General features: G+C 65.6%; 14 protein-coding genes. 5 read left to right on the top strand and 9 right to left on the bottom strand.

The window, feature by feature from the left end; translation table 11 throughout:
* Positions 1-200 (bottom strand): hypothetical protein (locus JWR89_RS20150; RefSeq protein ID WP_299719388.1); only part of this gene is annotated, 200 nt, incomplete at its 3' end.
* Here JWR89_RS20150 and JWR89_RS20145 point away from each other — a divergent pair.
* From JWR89_RS20145 to JWR89_RS20135, 3 genes are all read left to right on the top strand, one after another.
* Positions 127-804 carry a peroxiredoxin gene (locus JWR89_RS20145; protein ID WP_299719386.1) on the top strand — a complete coding sequence of 226 codons (678 nt, stop codon included), beginning with the start codon at positions 127-129 and terminating at the stop codon, positions 802-804. The genes JWR89_RS20150 and JWR89_RS20145 overlap by 74 nt on opposite strands.
* 96 nt (positions 805-900) lie before the next feature.
* On the top strand, positions 901-2253 hold the full coding sequence (locus JWR89_RS20140; protein WP_299719380.1) for a M23 family metallopeptidase: 1353 nt from the start codon (positions 901-903) through the stop codon (positions 2251-2253).
* A 164-nt stretch (positions 2254-2417) separates the two neighbouring features.
* Entirely contained in the window at positions 2418-4481 is a 2064-nt protein-coding gene (locus tag JWR89_RS20135; RefSeq protein WP_299719378.1) for a carbamoyltransferase C-terminal domain-containing protein, read from the top strand.
* A gap of 3 nt (positions 4482-4484) precedes the next feature.
* Here JWR89_RS20135 and JWR89_RS20130 read toward each other — a convergent pair whose 3' ends face one another.
* The 3 genes from JWR89_RS20130 to prfB all read right to left on the bottom strand — a co-directional run bounded on the left by JWR89_RS20130 (position 4485) and on the right by prfB (position 7070).
* Complete coding sequence (locus JWR89_RS20130; protein ID WP_299719375.1) at positions 4485-4895, bottom strand: hypothetical protein; 411 nt, start codon at positions 4893-4895, stop codon at positions 4485-4487.
* Positions 4896-5059: 164 nt separating this feature from the next.
* Complete coding sequence (locus JWR89_RS20125; RefSeq protein ID WP_299719372.1) at positions 5060-5935, bottom strand: NAD(P)-dependent oxidoreductase; 876 nt, start codon at positions 5933-5935, stop codon at positions 5060-5062.
* A gap of 3 nt (positions 5936-5938) precedes the next feature.
* Positions 5939-7070 (bottom strand): peptide chain release factor 2 gene (gene prfB, locus JWR89_RS20120; RefSeq protein WP_299719370.1). Its coding sequence is split into 2 segments (ribosomal slippage): positions 5939-7000 and positions 7002-7070, totalling 1131 coding nucleotides; the frame shifts between segments, so codons are not numbered across the junction.
* Positions 7071-7290: 220 nt separating this feature from the next.
* On the opposite strand from prfB, the gene JWR89_RS20115 reads away from it, so the two are divergent.
* Positions 7291-8028, top strand: coding sequence for a cupin domain-containing protein (locus tag JWR89_RS20115; protein ID WP_299719368.1), 738 nt, complete (start codon positions 7291-7293; stop codon positions 8026-8028).
* Positions 8029-8150: 122 nt separating this feature from the next.
* Here JWR89_RS20115 and JWR89_RS20110 read toward each other — a convergent pair whose 3' ends face one another.
* The 3 genes from JWR89_RS20110 to JWR89_RS20100 form a co-directional block, all read right to left on the bottom strand.
* Positions 8151-8576: a hypothetical protein gene (locus JWR89_RS20110; protein WP_299719384.1), complete on the bottom strand. Its 426-nt coding sequence runs from the start codon at positions 8574-8576 to the stop codon at positions 8151-8153.
* Between the two features lie 219 nt (positions 8577-8795).
* Positions 8796-11288 (bottom strand): penicillin-binding protein 1A, encoded by a 2493-nt coding sequence (locus tag JWR89_RS20105; protein ID WP_299719366.1) that lies wholly within the window; start codon positions 11286-11288, stop codon positions 8796-8798.
* A 190-nt stretch (positions 11289-11478) separates the two neighbouring features.
* Positions 11479-12765: an N-acetylmuramoyl-L-alanine amidase gene (locus JWR89_RS20100; RefSeq protein ID WP_299719364.1), complete on the bottom strand. Its 1287-nt coding sequence runs from the start codon at positions 12763-12765 to the stop codon at positions 11479-11481.
* A 691-nt stretch (positions 12766-13456) separates the two neighbouring features.
* Between JWR89_RS20100 and JWR89_RS20095 the strand changes: the two genes are divergently transcribed.
* Complete coding sequence (locus tag JWR89_RS20095; RefSeq protein WP_299719362.1) at positions 13457-16702, top strand: ribonuclease E/G; 3246 nt, start codon at positions 13457-13459, stop codon at positions 16700-16702.
* Positions 16703-16970: 268 nt separating this feature from the next.
* Here the strand turns inward: JWR89_RS20095 and JWR89_RS20090 are convergent, their stop codons facing one another.
* Positions 16971-18302, bottom strand: coding sequence for a dicarboxylate/amino acid:cation symporter (locus JWR89_RS20090; RefSeq protein ID WP_299719360.1), 1332 nt, complete (start codon positions 18300-18302; stop codon positions 16971-16973).
* A 125-nt stretch (positions 18303-18427) separates the two neighbouring features.
* Positions 18428-18985 (bottom strand): biotin transporter BioY, encoded by a 558-nt coding sequence (locus tag JWR89_RS20085; RefSeq protein ID WP_299719382.1) that lies wholly within the window; start codon positions 18983-18985, stop codon positions 18428-18430.
* Positions 18986-19008 lie beyond the last annotated feature (23 nt).

Genomic DNA, 19008 nt, shown 5'->3' with positions numbered 1-19008 from the left:
AAATCGCGCGAGAATTCCTCCAGAACCCCCGCCGGGAAGATGGAACGGACTGCGACAAAGGCGCCCGTCAAGAAGGCCGCGAAGGTCGTCGCCAAGAACGCGACCACGGCTGCGACCAAGAGCGCGGTGAAGAAGGCAGTGGCGAAACCCGCAAAGCCGACCGTGAAGACGGCGAAAAAAGTTGTGGCAAAAACCGTCAAGGCCGCACCTGCCCCAAAGCCGGCGAAGCCGCCCGTCGCCACGCCCGCGGTCGCCAAGAAAATCGCGGCGACAATCACCAAGCCGGTCACGGAACCGCCGGCCGCCACGAAGCCCGTCAAAGCCAAGACCGCCGCCCCGGCCGTCGCGGTCGAAGGCGCGATGGCGCCGGCCTTCAGCCTGCCGCGGGACGGCGGCGCCACGGTGTCGCTCGCCGACTACGCCGGACAGCAGCTGGTGATCTTTTTCTATCCCCGCGCCAACACCCCGGGCTGCACCAAGGAGGCGATCGACTTCACCCGACTCACCCGCGATTTCGGCGCCGCCAAGACCGCCGTGCTCGGCGTTTCCGCCGATCCGCTGAAGGCGCAGGAGTCGTTTCGCGACAAGCACGACCTGACCACGCCGCTGCTCTCAGACGAGGCCCATGCGATGCTGAAAGCGTATGGCGCCTGGGGCGAAAAATCCATGTACGGCAAAACCTTCGAAGGCGTTCTTCGGACAACGGTTCTGATCGACAAAGGTGGCCGCGTGGCGAAGATCTGGCGGGGCGTCAAAGTCGATGGCCATGCCGACGCGGTGCTCGAGGAAGCAAGTCGGATTTGATCGACCCCATTCGTCAAAAATTAACCACGACCGGGTCAAATCGCCTCCATCAATCAAGCCGATCCGGGTGTCTGCCGGGTCGGCGCGGGAGTGCTGATGTCGAACCGCCCCACCCACCATGCCGAATATCCTCAGCACCACGCCCATGATCACGGCAGGCCGGTCGCCCGCCGCGTCGGCCCGGCCAAAGTAACACCCCCGACTGCCGCCGCGAAAAGCGACTACACCTTTGCCCACGCCGGCAGGCAGGTCCGCATCGGCCCGGTGCTGTTCTGGATCGTGGTCGGCACGGTGACCGTGATGGGTTGCTGGTCGGCGGCCACGGCGACCTATTTCGCGTTTCGCGACGACGTGCTCACCAAGCTGATCGCGCGCCAGGCCGAGATGCAATACGCCTATGAGGACCGCATCGCCGAACTGCGCGCCAAGGTCGATCGCACCACCAGCCGGCAGATGCTGGACCAGGAACAGTTCGACCAGAAGCTCGATCAGGTGATGCGCCGGCAGAGCACGCTGGAATCCCGCGCCACCGCGCTGAGCGCCATGCCCGATACTTCGATCACCGGCTCGATCGGCAAGCCGGCGGCACGCGAAACCTCCGCGCCCGGCGCGTTGAAGCCTTCGCCGATCAGCGACACCGTGACCTTCGTGGCGCCGCCGGATCGCGAAGCCCGGCTGGAATCGCGCACCCCCGCTGCGGCCGCGCCGCCGCCGAAGCAATATGCCAAGAACGGCGGCGTCGATACCGTGATCGGCCGGCTGCAGGCCTCGCTCGACCAGGTCGAGAGCAGGCAGTTGGCGACGCTCAGCGCGGTCGAGGAAACCATGGATTCCAAGGCCCGCCGGATGCGCGGCGCGATTTCCGACCTCGGGCTCAACATGGCGCAGCTCGAATCCGCCACGCCCAGGGTCGCGATGGGCGGCCCTTACGTTCCGGTCAGGCTGTCCGCCAGTGCCGATCCGTTCGAACGCCAATTGTACCGCGTCTATGTCAGCCGCGCCCAGGTCGATAAGCTGAACCGCACCATGGCACTGGTGCCCTATCGCAAGCCGGTCGTCGGCGAGGTCGAATTCACCTCCGGCTTCGGCGTCCGCAGCGATCCGTTCCTCGGCCGTCCGGCGATGCATACCGGCCTCGATTTCCGTGCCGCCACCGGCGATCCGATCCGCGCCACCGCCAACGGCCGGGTGACCTCGGCCGCCTACGCCGGCGGTTATGGCAAGATGGTCGAGATCGACCACGGCAACGGCCTCGCCACCCGCTACGGGCATATGTCGGAAATCCAGGTCAGGGTCGGCGACACCGTCAAGATCGGTCAGGTGATCGGGCTGGTCGGCTCCACCGGCCGCTCAACGGGTTCTCACCTGCATTACGAGACCCGGATCGACGGCGAAGCCGTGGACCCGCAGAAGTTTCTCCGTGCCGGCGTGCGGCTCGGCGCAGGCTAGCGACCATGCGGGGCATTGTTGCCCTGCCCCGAGTGTGATTGAAGCGGCGTCGAACCCCATTCGAGGCCGTTTTCTTGAAACCATCCCCCCGGCGCATCGGTCCCCGTTTTCCCCGCCTCGGCCGTTTCTGCTTCCGGGCCACGCGGCGCGCTGCGACCTGGCTGATGACCCTGGCGGGCTTTCACGCCAACGATTCCCATTTCACCGCTAGGCGCATCGCCGCGATCCGCGCCAAGCTTGAGCGCGGCGAGACGGTCTATCTCGCCGGCCTCGGACTGCCGGGCACACATAATTCCGGCGTCGCCCTCGTCGAAGTCACGCAGGCCCACGGCCCGCGCCTGATCGTCAACAACGAGGAAGAGCGTTTCTCCGGCGACAAGCACACCACGCGATATCCGCGTGGCGCGCTCGACGCGTTGCGCGTCACCCTGCAGGCGATGGGCCGCGACATCGGCGATATCGATGCATCGCTGACCAGTTGGGACTATCCCGATCTGCTCGGCACGCTGGTGCGAAGCGTCGTGGAAGAACTTCCCGACGGTCTGAAGCTGCTGCGAACCAAGAATTCCGTCAGCTTCGATGCCCGCAGCTTCGAGCAGATGACGCGGATGCCTAAACTGCTGCGCAAGCAATTCGGCCTGGCAGCGCGGGTGCCGCTGCTGATGATGCCGCATCACGACAACCACGCCTGGTTCTCGTTCGCGGCATCGCCGTTCGACGACAGCACCGAACCCGTCGCGATCGCGGTGCTCGACGGCACCGGCGACCAGGGTTCGATCTCGCTGTACGTCGCCGAACGTGGCGAGATGCGCCGCTTGTACTGCAATGACAGCGTGTTCGACTCGCTCGGCGCGTTCTACAGCGTGATCTCGTCCACCCAGGGCGGCTGGACCTGGCTGTCCAGCGAAGGCCGCTACATGGGCGCCGCCGCCTGGGGCGACATGGATCGCAAAACCAATCCCTATTACGCGCGATTGCGCGAGGTGCTGGATTTCGGAGCCAACGGCGAAGTCCGGCTGAATCGTGCGATGGGCAACTGGTACTGCGACCCGTTCGAGCGGCCCTACAAGCAAGCGCTGATCGATCTTCTCGGCGAACCACTCAAGCCGGACCAGTTGTGGAATCCCGACGCGGTGCTCCGGGTCGAGGACATCGCGCACCGGCCCGATACCCAGGACCGCCTCGACAAGGCCGCGGCGACGCAGCTGGTGTTCGAGGACGCGATGATTCACATTGTCGATCACCTGCTGCGCACCACCGGCGCGCACCGGCTGGTGCTGACCGGCGGCATCGCGCTGAATGCGCTCGGCAACATGCGGCTGCTGCAGCATTTCAATGAAGCGTGGTTCGCGCGGGCGCAGGGCCGTAAGGCCAATCTGCATCTGTGGGTGCCGCCGACGCCGGGCGATCCCGGCGTCACCATCGGCGCCGCCTGGATGTTCGCGCATCTCATCGGCGCGCCGAGGGGCGAACCGATGAACCACGCGTTTTTTTGCGGCGATGCGCCGGCGCCGAACGATATTGCGGCGGCGCTGCAGGCCACGGATATCGCGTTCGAGCCGATCGGCGATATCTCGACGCCAGAGGGCCGCGACGCCGTCGCCGACCTGATGGCGTTCATGGTCGCGCAGAGCGGCATCATCGCACTGTACCAGGGCGCCGCGGAAACCGGTCCGCGCGCGCTCGGCCATCGCTCGATCCTCGCCAACCCCTGCGATGCCGCGACGCGCGAGCGGCTCAACGAACGCGTCAAATATCGCGAGGCGATTCGGCCGCTGGCGCCGATGGCCACGTTGGAAGCCGCACAGGAATATTTCGACCTGCTCGAAGGCGCGTCCGACGCGGACTATAACGCCTACAACTACATGGTCCTGACCGCGCAATCGAAACCGCACGCGCGCGAAAAGATTCCGGCGGTGATCCACGCCGACGGCACCGGCCGCATCCAGATCGTCCGCGCGCAGGACGATCCCCTCACCTACGCCTATCTGCAAGCGCTCGGCCGCCACATCGGCGTCGAGCTATCCGTGAATACATCGTTCAACGTGGCTGGCCCGATCGCACAGACGCCGCAGCAGGCGGTGGAAACGCTGCGGCGCTCCGCCGGGCTCGACGTGGTGCTGATGGTGGCGAGCGATGGCACCGTCACCGCGGCATGGCATGGCGGCACGCGCGACAGCGGCCGGTTCACGGACTGGCTGTCGCGCTGGCGCCTTTCGCGCGGCTGAGGCTTACGGCTTCTTGAGGCAGAGGCCGACGGTCGGCGAAGTCGCGCACTTCATGCCGTCCGGCGCGCCGCCACTTGGACAAAACACCGACACCAGCGTCTCATTGGCTTCGCAGCTCACCGAGCCATCGGCCTGAACGGCGCGGAGATTGACCGGCGTAGCGTCGCCCTTTTCGCCTTTCTCGCCCTTCTCCCCCGGTGCGCCGGCAGCCCCCGGAGCGCCCTGCGGTCCCTGTGGACCTTGAGCGCCGGCCTGGCCCTGCACACCGGGAATGCCCTGCACGCCTTGCGCGCCCTGCGGACCCGCCGGGCCCTGCGCGCCCGTCTCACCCTTCGGACCGGCCGGTCCAGGATCGCGACCGCAGCCGGCCAGCATCAATGCCGCACCTATAACCAGGATAGGAATGATCTTCATGACGCCCCCGCTTTGTTGAATTCAACGCCGCATGGCGCGGCGCCACGACAAGCCGGCGCACCCATTTTGGGTTCCGGCCCGCCCATCATATCGGCGACGAAATCGAAGGGAAGGCGGAACGTCGAAAAACGCTGTCACCGCACGCGCGGAACGCGTCTTCGCTGCTACGCTTTTGGGCGCGAGATCAGTTCGATCATCTTCGCCTCGTCATCGTCGGGCGCAACAGCCTTGGCGTTGTCATAGGCTTGCACCGCGGCGCGGCTGACCAGCGGCGGATCCTGCAACAGCCCCTCGGCCAGCGCGACCGCATAAGAAGCGTCTTTATGGCGCAGCGACGCGGTAAAGGTTGCACCGGCAAAATCCCGCGCCACCATGCGGCGCGAATGCCGGATCACGCCGGGGCTGGCCGTGACGCCGTGCTCGATCGACTCCAGCACCAGCTTCATGTCGAGCCCGGCCTGTTCGGCGATGGCCAAGCCCTCGGCGAGGCCGGCGATCTGGATCGCGCCCATCAGGTTGTTGATCAGCTTGTAGACGGTGCCGGAGCCGACCGGACCAAAATGGCGGATCGTCGATCCCACCGGGGTCAGGAACGGCCGCGCGTGCTCCAGGTCAGCCGCCGAGGCGCCGACCAGCAAGGTCAGCTTTCCGCTGGCTGCGGCGTCCGGCAGGCCGGTGACGGGACAGTCGAGATAGCGAAGACCACGCGACGTCAGTGCGCCACCGAGTTCGAGGGCGTGCCGATGCGAGACCGTGGAGCATTCGATGGCGAACGCGCTGGGCTTCGCCACGGTCGCCGCGCCGTCCGGACCGAGCCACACCGACTGCGACGCCGCGTCGTCGGCGACCATGGTGACGATGGCGTCGGCACCCTCGGCGGCGTCCGCCGGCGAAGCGGCCCAGCGGGCGCCGCGGGCGATCAGGTCGTCGGCCTTGGCCTTGCTGCGATTCCACACGGCGAGCGTAAAGCCGGCGTCGAGATAGCGGCCCGCCATCCCGTGGCCCATGCGCCCCAAACCGATGAACGCGACATGGGCCATCGTTTAGTCCATATCCTCGATCGCGCCCGGCGAGATGCCGAAGGCGCGCTGCGCCAGCGTGGCGGCCATGACCTCGTCGAGGTCGCCGTCGAGCACGCCGGAAGTGTCCGAGGTCTGCACGCCGGTGCGCAGGTCCTTGACCATCTGGTAGGGCTGCAACACGTAGGAGCGGATCTGGTGACCCCAGCCGATCTCGGTCTTGGCGGCCTGGTCGGCGGCGGCCTGCGCCTCGCGTTTCTTCAGCTCGATCTCGTACAGCCGGGCGCGCAGCATGTCCCAGGCCTGAGCCTTGTTCTTGTGCTGCGAACGGCCGGCCTGACAGACCACCGCGACGCCGCTCGGGATGTGCGTCAGCCGCACCGCGGATTCGGTCTTGTTGACGTGCTGGCCACCGGCGCCGCCGGATCGCATCGTATCGACGCGGACGTCGCTTTCGTTGATGTCGATCTTGATGGTGTTGTCGACCACCGGGAAGATCGCCACCGACGAGAACGAGGTGTGCCGCCGCGCGTTGGAATCGTAAGGCGAGATTCGCACCAGCCGGTGTACGCCGCCCTCGGTCTTCAGCCAGCCATAGGCGTTGTGGCCGGAGATCTGGATCGTCGCGGATTTGATGCCGGCTTCTTCGCCGGCGGTCTCTTCGAGATATTCGACCTTGAAGCCGTGCTTCTCCGCCCAGCGCGTATACATGCGCAGCAGCATCGAAGCCCAGTCCTGGCTTTCGGTGCCGCCGGCGCCGGCGTGTACTTCGAGATAGGAATCGAAGCGGTCGGCTTCGCCGGACAGCAGCGCTTCCAGCTCGCGGCGCGCGACTTCCTTCTTCAGCGCCTTCAGCGCGTTCTCGGCCTCGACCACGACGCCGTCATCGCCCTCGGCCTCGCCGAGTTCGATCATCTCGACGTTGTCGTCGAGCTCGCGCATGACTCGGCCGATGCCGCTGAGCGAATCCTCCAGCGAGGTCCGCTCCTGCATCAGTTTCTGGGCTTTCTGGGGATCGTTCCAGAGATTGGAGTCTTCAGCGAGCGTGTTCAGCTCTGCGAGGCGTGCCGTGGCTGCATCGACGTCAAAGATGCCTCCTCAGCAGCCCGACTGACTGCTTGATCTCTTCAACGAGGCGTTCGAATTCTGGGCGCATGACTCAATCCAAATATGGACCCATCGTGTAGCCGCCCGCTCCCCGAACTTCAACCCGTCGCGACGCCCGGCATCGTGGTGCAGGAACGACGATTGACAGAATTACCGCTCTGAGTGACGCTACCTGAGGTTTAGTCCGCAGCTCGATCGCCCCCACGGGAACGCAACTGCGTCATGCTTCATCCGTCGTCTTTCAGTTTTCGAAATAGCGGAGAACATAGATGAGCTGGCTGTCATGGCGTCCGTGGTCACGAAGCACGACCAAACCGGTGGACGACGCGGAGTTCTCTTTCGAGCAACCTGAAGACGGACATCGCCGTCATCTGCTGCAGGCGCTTTCCGCGATGGTCGGAGGCAGCGCCTTGGCCGCGCTGTCACCGCCCGCGCAAGCCAGAGACGCCAGCGAGCTGCCGCCGCCCAGGCGGGCACTGACCGGCCGCGACGATGCCGGCAAGTCGGTGTTCAAGTCCTTCGACGTCACGTCCAAGGTGGTCGAGATCGACGCCAATCCCGGTCTGACCTTCTACGAACTTTACATGACCGAGGGCGTGCCGCGGCTCACCGGCCAGGAACCCGACCCGATGCTCAACGGCACGCGAGACTTTCCCGGCCCGGGGGGTACGTTGTTTCGCCTGATCTCGTATCCGCCGAAGCGACCCGACGGCTGGAAACCGCCGCCGGGCGTCACGCTCGAGAGCGGATTGCGGGAATTGTCGGAGAAAGTCCCCGGCATGGGAAACCATTTCGATCGCAGCGCGCCGGGCATGCACACGACCGACACGATCGATTACGGGGTCGTGGTTCGCGGCGAGATGACGCTGGAGCTGGACGACGGACAGAAAGTGCATCTGCGCCAGGGCGACTGTATCGTCCAGAACGGCACCCGGCATCGCTGGCGCAACCCGTTGCCGGAGCCCTGTCTGATGGCGTTCGTCTCGGTCGGCGGAAGGCGCGGCTGAGAGCTGGACACGTTCAGCCAGGTTGCCCCATGAGCGGAGCCACACGGAAATTTTCGATGCAATCCCGGATGCCGCCTCGCTGATCCGGGGACCCCGGCCCGCAGTTCTTCCGTCAGACCCGATCAAGCCGGCACGATTGCAATTCTGGGAATGGCGGCCACGAGCGCGACCAGTTGGATCGCGTTGCTCAGCATGCCGCCGCAATGCAACCATCGAAGGCGGCGCGCGTCATCGGCATCGCCGGGATCCCTGTCGCTGATCCGCGCATCGATCTGCCGCAAGAACCAACGGCGCGACGCGGCCGCGAGCGCCGCGACCAAGCCGATGCCGACCGCCAGAAGCGGCCGACCATCCAGGACAACCGCGACCGCCCCGACCGCGCCGGCAATGGCCAAGGTCAGGAAATAGCCATTGAACATCACGCGCATCAGCAATGCGACAGATCGGATATCCAGGCTCACCAGCAAAAAAGCGGGCGCCGCGAGCAGGAAGTAGATCATCGGGAGCAGCAGTATGACCGTGGCGAACACGGCGATGTTGTCTGGCATCATCCGGACTCCCTGCTCCCCGCGGCGGGAAAGGGCTCGTGGCGGCGTTACTCGCAATTTCAGGTAGTATTTACCTCGACCGATCGCCGATGCAATTAGGCTTTGGTCGGATCGGGGGTTGTCCGCCAGCACGTACGGCTACGATGTTTTGGGTACGGTCCCGGATACGAGGAGCAGCATAGGAATGCCGCTCCTCGTCCCGGACCCGGTCTTCTCGATTTAATACAGCCCGCCGGTGCCCGGCCGCATGAAGCTGCGGTCGGTGTCGGGCGAGACCTGCAAGGAGCGTCCGTCGGCATCGGCGACGCCGATCGCGGAGTAATTGTCCGGCGGCGCCGTGCCCGGCTTGAAGGCTTCGAGGATGGTGCGGCCTTCGCTGCCTGGTCCGGCGCGCATGCCGCTCTTCGCCTCGACGCGGATCAGCTTGATCCCGGCCGGCACGCGGAACGGCACCGCCGGCTTGTCGGCCAGCGCCAACTTCATGAAGTCGCGGGCGATCGGGGCGGCGAGGCCGCCGCCGGTCGCCTTGGCGCCGAGGGTGCGCGGCTTGTCGTAACCGACATAGAGACCGATCACGACGTCCGGCGAGAAACCAATGAACCAGGCGTCCTTGGCCTCGTTGGTGGTTCCGGTCTTGCCGGCGATCGGCTTGCCGACGTCGCGCATCACGGTCGCGGTACCGCCCTGCACCACGCCCTCCATCATCGAGGTGATCTGGTACGCGGTCATGGCATCGATCACCTGCTCGCGGCGATCGACCAGTTGCGGCTCGGCCTGGTTCTTCCAGCCATCCGGTGCGTCGCAGCCGCGGCATTCGCGCTGATCGTGCTTGAAGATGGTGTGGCCATAGCGATCCTGGATGCGGTCGATCAGCGTCGACTTCACCCGCTTGCCGCCATTGGCGAACATCGAATACGCCGTGACCATGCGCATCACCGTGGTTTCGCCGGCACCGAGCGCATAGGACAGATAGTTCGGCAATTCGTCATAGACGCCGAACCGCTTGGCGTACTCGCCGATCAGCGGCATGCCGACGTCCTGGGCGAGCCGCACCGTCACGGTGTTGAGCGAGCGCATCAGCGCGTTGCGCAAAGTAGTCGGACCGAGATACTTGCCGCTCGAATAGTTGTCCGGACGCCAGACGCCGGCGCCCTGCCCCTGGTCGATCTCCAGCGGCGCATCGATCACCACCGTCGATGGCGTGTAGCCGTTGTCCATCGCCGCCGAATAGACCAGCGGCTTGAACGACGAACCGGGCTGCCGATAGGCCTGGGTGGCGCGGTTGAACTGGCTCTGGTCGAACGAGAAGCCGCCGACCATGGCCAGCACGCGGCCGGTCCACGGATCCATCGCCACCATCGCGCCGGACACTTCGGGATACTGCCGCAGCCGGAACTGGCCCTCGACCGCCGTGCCCTCCTTGGTCAGAAGTGGATCGACATAGATGACGTCGCCGGGGTTGAGCACCTGCGACACCGCCGTCGGCGTCTTGCCCTTGATCGGACCCGTGGTGGGCTTGGCCCAGCGCACTCCATCGAGCGTCAGGTTGCCGGTCTGGCGGTCCTTGAGCACGGCGCCGCCGAGTTCGCGGCCGGGCTGGAAGCCGATCCGGGCCGACTGGTCGCTGGTCTCGAGCACCACGGCGAGCTTCCACGGCGCGATGTCCGACAGTGCCTTGACCTCGGCGAGCTTGACGCCCCAGTCGCCGGTGATGTCGATCTTGTTGCTGGCGCCGCGCCAGCCATGCGCCTCGTCGAAATTGATCAGGCCGTTGGTCATGGTCTTGCGCGCCATGATCTGCAGCTTCGGATCCAGCGTGGTGCGCACCGACAGGCCGCCTTCATACAGCTTCTTCTCGCCGTAGCGCTCGAACACGTCGCGGCGGACTTCCTCGGCGAAATATTCGCCGGCGAAGATGTGCGCGGCATTGGTGCGGCTGGTGACGGTCAACACGTCCTTGCGCGCCTTGTCGGCGTCGGCCTGCTTGACCCAGCCGTTCTCCAGCAGGCGGTCGATCACGTAGTTGCGGCGCTCGATGGCGCGGTCGCGGTTCTTCACCGGATGCAGCGACGACGGCGCCTTCGGCAGCGCCGCCAGATAGGACGCTTCCGAGACCGTCAGCTCGTTCACCGACTTGTCGAAATATACCAGCGACGCCGCGGCGATGCCGTAGGCGCCGAGGCCGAGATAGATTTCGTTGAGATAGAGTTCGAGGATCTTATCCTTCGAATAGGCGCGCTCGATGCGCATCGCCAGCAGGGCTTCCTTGATCTTGCGGGTGAAGGAGACCTCGTTGGTGAGCAGGAAGTTCTTGGCGACCTGCTGGGTGATGGTGGAGGCGCCCTGCGGCCGGCGGTTGGAGCCGAAGTTCTGGGCATACAACACCGCGGCGCGCGCCATGCCGGTATAATCGATGCCGCCATGCTCGTAGAAATTCTTGTCTTCGGCGGCGAGGAAGGCGTTGATAACCAGCTTTGGCACCGCCTGGATCGGCAGGTACAGCCGGCGCTCCTTGGAATATTCGCCGAGCAGCGCGCCGTCGGCGGCGTGCACGCGGGTCATCACCGGCGGCTCGTAGTCCTGCAGCTGCGAATAGTCCGGCAGGTCCTTGGAGTAATGCCAGATCATGCCGGCAGCGGCGGCGACGCCCACCAGGAACACGACGGTCCCGGCGGCGAACAAGAATCCCAAAAACCGCACCAGCAGACGCATTATCGAAGATCCGTTTCCATCGCTGTGCCGCACCATATCATACGGCGGCTCTTATCGGCACAAAGTCAGCACCACGCCGATACGGCCCAGATCGAGCCGTTTTGACCGATTCTGACGGCCGCGCGAAAAATTTTATAAAGCTGCGGCTGTGTCGAAACTAGGGCTCCGGCGTTGAAACCCTTGTCTTTTCTCAGTTTCCCGGGGACGCCGAAACCAGCCGTTTGGCGAAAAACCCGTCGATTGCCTGCGCTACCGCGCCAACCGTCTTGGAACGCCAGTTCTCCGACATCAATTGCTGCAGGTCGTCCTTGTTGGACACGTAACCCAGCTCGATCAAGACCGACGGCACGTCCGGCGCCTTCAACACCCTGAAACCCGCCGACTTCAGCGGGTGCTTGTGCATCCGCGCGGTGGTCTTCATCTCGCCGACCACCAGCCGGGCGAACCGGTTGGAGAAGGTGCGGGTTTCGCGCTGCGCCAGGTCGATCAGGATGTCGGCGACGTCGGTCGGCTCTTCCGTCAGATTGACGCCGCCAATGGCGTCGGCCTTGTTTTCGGAGTCCGCCAGCCGTTCGGCCTCGGCGTCCGAGGCCTTGTCGGACAGCGTGTAGACGGTAGCGCCCTGGGCGTCGCCCTCGCCGCGCGGCAGCGCGTCGGCGTGGATCGAGACGAACAAGGCCGCGGACTGGTTACGCGCGATCTTCACGCGGTCGCCGAGCGGAATGAAGGTGTCGTCGGTGCGGGTCATCACCACGCGGTACTTGCCGGCCTTCTCGATGCGGTCGCGCAACGCCAGCCCGAAGCTGAGCACCAGGCTTTTCTCGGCCTCGCCGCCGGCCTGGGTGCCGTTGTCGATGCCACCATGGCCGGGGTCCAACACCACCACCGGCCTTGGATCGTCGGCCGGCTTCGGCGCCGCCATGGCCACCACGGTGGCCGGAATGGCAACCGGCCCGATCGCGGGCCGCAGGTCCGGGCGATTTTCTACCGCCAGTGCCTGCACGAACGCGGTGCGATCGATGGACTCCAGCTCGATCACCAGCCGCGCCGGCTGGCCATTGGCCGGATCCAGCGCATAGGCGTTCTTGATCTTGGCCGGGCCGGCGAGGTCGAACACGATGCGGGACCCGCCGGGCATCACCAGCCCGTAGCGGAACGCCTTGATCAGCCCGCGCGCCACCGTGCCGGCGCCGGCATCGAGCCGGAAATTGACCTGCGGGATATCGACCACGACCCGATACGGGTCGGCCAGCGCGAAAGCGCGCAGCGCGATCTTCTTGTCGAGGTCGAGAATGAAGCGGGTCTGCTTCTCGTCGCCAGCGACCCGCACGTCGGACGCGACCGGAAACGAGCCGACTACCTCAGGACGCGGCGACTCATCGGCGGCGCGGCCGGTACCGGGCGACCCGCACAGCACGGCCGCGGCGCTGGCAAGCGCCAATCCCAGTCCGACGATGTGGTTTGCGCGGCCCGCCAAGAATCTCGTGCCTCCGAAGCAGCCCTGTATTAACCCAATAGGATTGCAGGGTTAACCGATGGTTAAGGTTGCAGTGCAGAATAGTCGACAGTGTTGCAGGGGTGTGACGCTTCCCTTGCAAGCGATCGGCATTCCTCGTATGAACGAAACGCTGACGGTTTAACTCCGGTTGTGTCGCGTTCAGCCTCCCGGTGCAGCGCCTGTTCCATCGATCTATCGGTGGTTCCAGCGTTTTTCCGATCTCCCTTCCACAATCAGCGCAGCGCGCGGTTGATCGGAGGGGCGGTTCTAGCCCGAGCGGCGTCCGGTCCCAGGTCATCTTTCCAGGGGCGGCTTTAGACACTTCATGACCGATTATTCCAGCCCTCGGGCTGGCATAGGCGAGAGCCGGCAAACGCTTCGGCGCCATGCCGGACGTCAGCAAGAAGGCGGCGCCTTTGCCGCCAGGATGTTCAGACGGGCCGACGCTTGATGCGCCAGACTGTGATGCCGACCGAGACCCATGCGGGACCTGCGCCGATGCGAAGCAAGAGCTTCGCGCGTCGCCCCGCTCTGGGTTCGCGATCGGCACGGCGCCCCGGGTTGCGTTTCGGCCTTCCCCTCACCCCCGAATCAGGTGGACCGTTGCGTCACCCGGCCGCGCCATATGCGCTTGCCGCCACGCGCGCCCTCCGCCGCCATGAGCCCCCACATGCCAAACAAAATGTTGATCGACGCGACCCACCCGGAAGAGACCCGGGTCGTCGTGGTCCGCGGCAATCGCGTCGAGGAATTTGATTTCGAGACCGCGCAGCGCAAGCAGCTCCGCGGCAACATCTACCTCGCCAAGGTCACCCGGGTCGAACCGTCGCTGCAGGCCGCTTTCATCGAATACGGCGGCAACCGTCACGGCTTCCTCGCCTTCAGCGAAATCCACCCCGATTATTACCAGATCCCGGTCGCCGACCGTCAGGCGCTGATCGAGGCGGACGAGCGCGCCCATCGCGAAGCCGAGGAAGAAACCGACAACCGTTCCAGCCGCGGCAGCAAACGCCCGCGTCACCGCAATTCGCGCCGCCGCGGCAGTGGCGAACGCGTGCAGAGCGACCTCGTCGAGACGGCCGCGATCGATCCGTCGCAGGCCGAACAGCCGCGCGATCCGGCGTTCGTGGCGCACGACGCCGAACACGATCATGCCCACGACGCCGGCCACCATGCCGCCGATCCGGAACATCACGACCACGACGGCCATGAGCATAGCCACGCCCATGAACATGCCGAGAGCGAGCATGCCGAGGGCGAGCGCGCCCCGGGTCATGCGGTCGGCGATCACGACCATGAAGCGCATGGCGATGAATATAAGGCGCCCGAGGCCACAGCCTCCGAGACGCCCGCCTCCGAGATCCATCCCGACCAGCCGGTGTCGGCCGGCCTAGCGCCGGACGCCGTCGCCGAAGCGCAGCCGGTGGCTGCCGTCGGTCACGACGACCATGCAGCCGATCACGCGCACGACCATGCGCATGACGATCATGGCCATGATCACGGCCACGACGAGCATCCCCACGACGACCATCACGACGCCGCCTACGCCGCAGCGCAGAATCTGGCGCATGCCGACGACATCGTGCATCACGAAGAGCACGCGCCCGTGGCCGCCGAGAGCGATGAGCACGACGACGAGGAAGACGACGGCGAGGAAGCCGAAGAGGATATGGTCGAGTCGGTCGGCGGCGAAGATGTGCTGGAAGAAGTTCCGGATCGTGCCTCGTTCCGCCCGCGCCGCACCTACAAGATCCAGGAAGTCATCAAGCGCCGCCAGGTGATGCTGGTACAGGTCGTCAAGGAAGAACGTGGCAACAAGGGCGCCGCGCTCACCACCTACCTGTCGCTGGCCGGCCGCTACGCCGTCCTGATGCCGAACACCGCGCGCGGTGGTGGCATTTCGCGAAAAATCACCTCGGCGCAAGATCGCTCGCGCCTCAAGGAAGTGGTGTCGGACCTCGATGTGCCGGAAGGCATGGGGATCATTCTGCGCACCGCTGGCGCCTCGCGCACCAAGCCGGAAATCAAGCGCGACTTCGAATACCTGATCCGCATGTGGGAAACCGTGCGCGACATGACGCTGAAGTCGCAGGCCCCGACCCTCGTCTACGAGGAAGGCTCGCTGATCAAGCGCTCGCTGCGCGACCTCTACAACAAGGAAATCGACGAGATCCAGGTCGCCGGCGAAGCCGGCTACACCGAAGCCCGCGACTTCATGCACATGCTGATGCCGTCGAACGTCCGTGCGGTGAAGCTGTATCGCGACGGCCAGCCGCTGTTCTCGCGGATGGGCGTCGAGAGCCAGCTCGATGCGATGTTCTCGCCCACGGTGCAGCTGCGCTCCGGCGGCTACATCGTCATCAACCAGACCGAAGCTTTGGTCTCGATCGACGTCAACTCCGGTCGCTCGACCAAAGAGCACCACATCGAGGACACCGCGCTCAAGACCAATCTTGAGGCGGCGGAAGAAGTCGCACGGCAGCTTCGCCTGCGCGATCTCGCCGGCCTGATCGTCATCGATTTCATCGACATGGACGAGAAGCGCAACAATCGCTCGGTCGAGCGCAAGATGAGCGATTGCCTGCGGCAGGACCGCGCCCGCATCCAGGTCGGCCGCATCTCGCATTTCGGCCTGCTCGAAATGTCGCGCCAGCGCATCCGCGCCAGCGTGCTGGAAAGCTCCACCGAGGTCTGCACCCATTGCGGCGGCAGCGGCCACGTTCGTTCGGTCTCCTCCGTTGCGCTGCAGTTGCTGCGCGGCATGGAAGAAATCTTGATGAAGGGCGCCACCCATAACCTGGTCGTGCGCACCCGTACCGACGTCGCGCTCTATGTGCTGAACCACAAGCGCGGCCACCTGCGCGATCTCGAAAGCAGCTTCAAGGTCACCCTCGCGGTGATCGCCGACCCCACCGTCACCGGCCAGCAGTCGTTCGTGATCGACCGCGGCGAGCAGGTGCATACGCTGGAGGCCGCCAAGGCCGTGCTTGCAGCCCAGGTCGCGGCGTTCCCGCCGGCGATGGAAGAAGAACCCTTCGAGGATGAAGAGTCCTTCGAGACCGAAGCCGAGATCGAGACCGAAGAGACCGAGGGCCTCACTTCCGATGACGAGCCGTCGGGCGAGAGCGCCGGCAGCGAAACCGATGCGGACGGCCGCAAGCGCAAGCGCCGCCGGCGCCGGCGTGGACGTTCCGGCGAGGCCCGCGAAGGCGGCCCGGCACCCGAGCGTGACGGCAGCGAAGCACCCGCCGCCTTCGTCGGCGAAGGCAACGTCGAGAGCGTCGGTGACGACGCTGACGGCGAGGACGACGAGTCCGAGGATCAGTCCGGCGAGCCCCGCACCGCGGAGCAGACCGCCGATGGCGAACGGCGTCCGCGCCGTCGCGGACGCCGCGGCGGTCGTCGTCGGCGTGGCGGACCGGAAGACGGTCTGGTCGGCTCGATCTCGGACGAACTCGGTCCTACGCCGGAGTCGGAATCCAGCGAAGCCGTGGCCGATCTCGAAGGCACCTCGCTACGTCCGCATGATGAGGCGACCACGGAATCCATCACGGCCTATGCCAGGTCGGAGCCCGTTGAAACGCCGCAGAGCCGGCATGACGCCGTGCCGATGTTCGCGCCCGCCGAGCCTGAGCCCGCAGCGGTTGCTGCTGCCGTCGCCCCGGCGCCGGTCGCCGCCCCGGAGCCCGCGCCTGTGGATGACGACAAGGCCGCCGCCCGCCGTCGTTCGACGGTACGCGAGAAGGTCAGCTTCGCCTCGGCCGAACCGCAGCCCGTGGCTGCACCGGTCAGCGTCGTGCCGCAGCCGGCTCCCGAGCCCGCTCCAGCCGTTGCGCCGGCGGCGCCGGAAGCTCCGGCCGACTCCCAGCCCCGCAAGGCCGGCTGGTGGTCACGCGTGCTCGGCAACGGCGAGTAAGCTCTTCGCCTGAACAATAAAAAGCCGCCCGGCAAAACCGGGCGGCCTTTTTATTGGCTGTTATCTTAGTTGAGCCGTTCGAATCCGTCGCCAGATGCTCTGATCTAACTTCGCCCCGCTCTTGCGGGGAGAAGTCGGAGCCTCGCACCAGCGAGGCTTCGGGTGAGGGGCTGCCAGCGTTTCACTCGTTGGCGCCCCTCACCCGGCTCAAACGAGCTTCGCTCCTTCGAGCCACCCTCTCCCCGCAAGAGCAGGGCGAGGGAAGAGGTCAGCCGGTGGTAACCGCCGTCTCCACGTCCGACGGATCGATGGTCTTGTTGAGGTTGGCGTGCATCACCTCGTGGTCGAGTTCGCCTTCCCACCACGACACGAACACCGCGGCGACGCCGTTGCCGGTGATGTTGGTGAGGGCGCGGACCTCGCTCATGAACTTGTCGATCGAGAACACGATCGCCATGCCCGGCACCAGCCGCGGATCCACCACGCTCAGGGTCGCGGCCAGCGTGATGAAGCCGGCGCCGGTGACGCCGCTGGCGCCCTTCGAGGTCAGCATCGCCACCAGCAGGATGGTGACCTGCTGGCCGAACGTCAGGTCCACGCCCAGGGCCTGGGCGATGAACAAGGTCGCCAAAGTCATGTAGATGTTGGTGCCGTCGAGGTTGAACGAATAACCGGTGGGGACCACCAGGCCGACCACCGATTTCGAACAGCCGAGCCGCTCCAGCTTCGCCATCAACTGCGGCAGCGCGCTTTCCGACGAGCTGGTGCCGAGCACGATCAGCAGTTCGTCCTTGATGTAGGCAATGAACTTGAAGATGTTGAAGCCGACGATGCGGGCGATCAGGCCGAGCACGACGATCACGAACAGCGCCGCGGTCGCGTAAAACAGCACGATCAGGCTCAGCAGGTTGGTCAGCGCGGCCGGGCCGAACTTGCCGATCGTGTAGGCCATCGCGCCGAACGCGCCGAGCGGCGCCGCCTTCATGACAATGGCGATGACGCCGAAGATTGCGTGCGACGTATCGTCGATCACGTCACGCAGCCGGTGGCCGCGCTCGCCCAGCGCCATCAGCGCGAAGCCGAACAGGATCGCAAACAGCAACACCTGCAGGATGTCGCCGCGTGCGAATGCGCCGACCACGCTGTCGGGAATGATGTTGAGCACGAAGTCGACCGACTTCTGCGCTTCCGCCTGCTTGACGTAATTGGCGACCGCCGCGTTGCCGGAATCGACCTTGGTGACGAGGCCGTGGCCGACCTGGAACACGTTGCCCATGATCATGCCGAGGATCAGCGCGAAGGACGATACGATCTCGAAGTAGATCAGCGCCTTGACGCCGACGCGGCCGACCTTGCGGGCGTCCTGGATGTGGGCGATGCCCGACACCACGGTGCAGAAGATGATCGGCGCGATCACCATCTTGATCAGCTTGATGAAGCCGTCGCCGAGCGCCTTGATCCAGTCGTTGGTGGCGAAGGCCGGAAAGAACGAGCCGGCGATCACGCCGAGCACGATGGCGATCAGCACCTGGAGATAGAGCACCTTGTACCAAGGTTTAGCCGCGGAGGCTGGCGCCTCCGTCGTTGCGATCACCGCCATGACATTTCACTCCCGTCAATCTTTATAACTGCGGGTCAATAGCACAGAATGCCGCATCCCCGGCAACCCGCCGGGGCTCGATTAAATCGATAATTAACGGGCAAAATGCCTGTCTGGGTCAGCCGTTACCTGCGGCGGTCCACCAGGCGACGCACCGCCGGCACCAGCGCCGCGCCCAGCGCGTTCTTGACCAGCGATGCCGCCACGAACGGCAGCAGGCCGACCAGCCAGGCTTTCTCGACACCGAGCTTCATACCGAACGCCAGCCAGCCGAACCCCATCGCCAGGATCGCGATGTGGCCGATCGCCATGGCCACGAACAGCCGCGGCACCGAGCGGTCCCAGCCGCGCTCGCTGAGCCAGCCGGTCACGAACGCCGCGACGATGAAGCCGAACAGGTAGCCGGCGGTCGGGCCGAGCAACGGCGCGAGGCCGCCGACGGGACCAGCAAACACCGGCAGGCCCATGGCGCCCTCGGCGAGATAGGCGATCACGGTGGCCGTGCCGAGCCGCCAGCCATAGGCAGCGCCGATCATCAGCACCACCAGGGTCTGCAGCGTCATCGGCACGAACGGCAGCGGCAGGTTGATCTTGGCCGAGACCGCCAGCAGCGCGGTGCCGAGCGCCGCCAGAACGACGGCGCGAACAATGCCCGCGGCGCCATCGGCGCGGCTGGGCCACAGCACGGCGGCAATCGGCTGATGCG

The organism is Tardiphaga sp. (genome assembly GCF_028290785.1).
Lineage (GTDB): Bacteria > Pseudomonadota > Alphaproteobacteria > Rhizobiales > Xanthobacteraceae > Tardiphaga.
Note: the sequence above shows the minus strand (reverse complement) of the source record. Positions and strands in the feature narration are given on the sequence as shown.

Bases quoted from the DNA above. Each gene is read 5' to 3' on its own strand.
- JWR89_RS20135 (WP_299719378.1), top strand. From the start codon at position 2,418: ATGACCCTGGCGGGCTTTCACGCCAACGATTCCCATTTCACCGCTAGG.
- JWR89_RS20125 (WP_299719372.1), bottom strand. From the start codon at position 5,935: ATGGCCCATGTCGCGTTCATCGGTTTGGGGCGCATGGGCCACGGGATG.
- JWR89_RS20110 (WP_299719384.1), bottom strand. From the start codon at position 8,576: ATGCCAGACAACATCGCCGTGTTCGCCACGGTCATACTGCTGCTCCCG.
- JWR89_RS20090 (WP_299719360.1), bottom strand. From the start codon at position 18,302: ATGGCGGTGATCGCAACGACGGAGGCGCCAGCCTCCGCGGCTAAACCT.
- JWR89_RS20140 (WP_299719380.1), top strand. From the start codon at position 901: ATGTCGAACCGCCCCACCCACCATGCCGAATATCCTCAGCACCACGCC.
- JWR89_RS20130 (WP_299719375.1), bottom strand. From the start codon at position 4,895: ATGAAGATCATTCCTATCCTGGTTATAGGTGCGGCATTGATGCTGGCC.
- JWR89_RS20115 (WP_299719368.1), top strand. From the start codon at position 7,291: ATGAGCTGGCTGTCATGGCGTCCGTGGTCACGAAGCACGACCAAACCG.
- JWR89_RS20095 (WP_299719362.1), top strand. From the start codon at position 13,457: ATGCCAAACAAAATGTTGATCGACGCGACCCACCCGGAAGAGACCCGG.
- JWR89_RS20105 (WP_299719366.1), bottom strand. From the start codon at position 11,288: ATGCGTCTGCTGGTGCGGTTTTTGGGATTCTTGTTCGCCGCCGGGACC.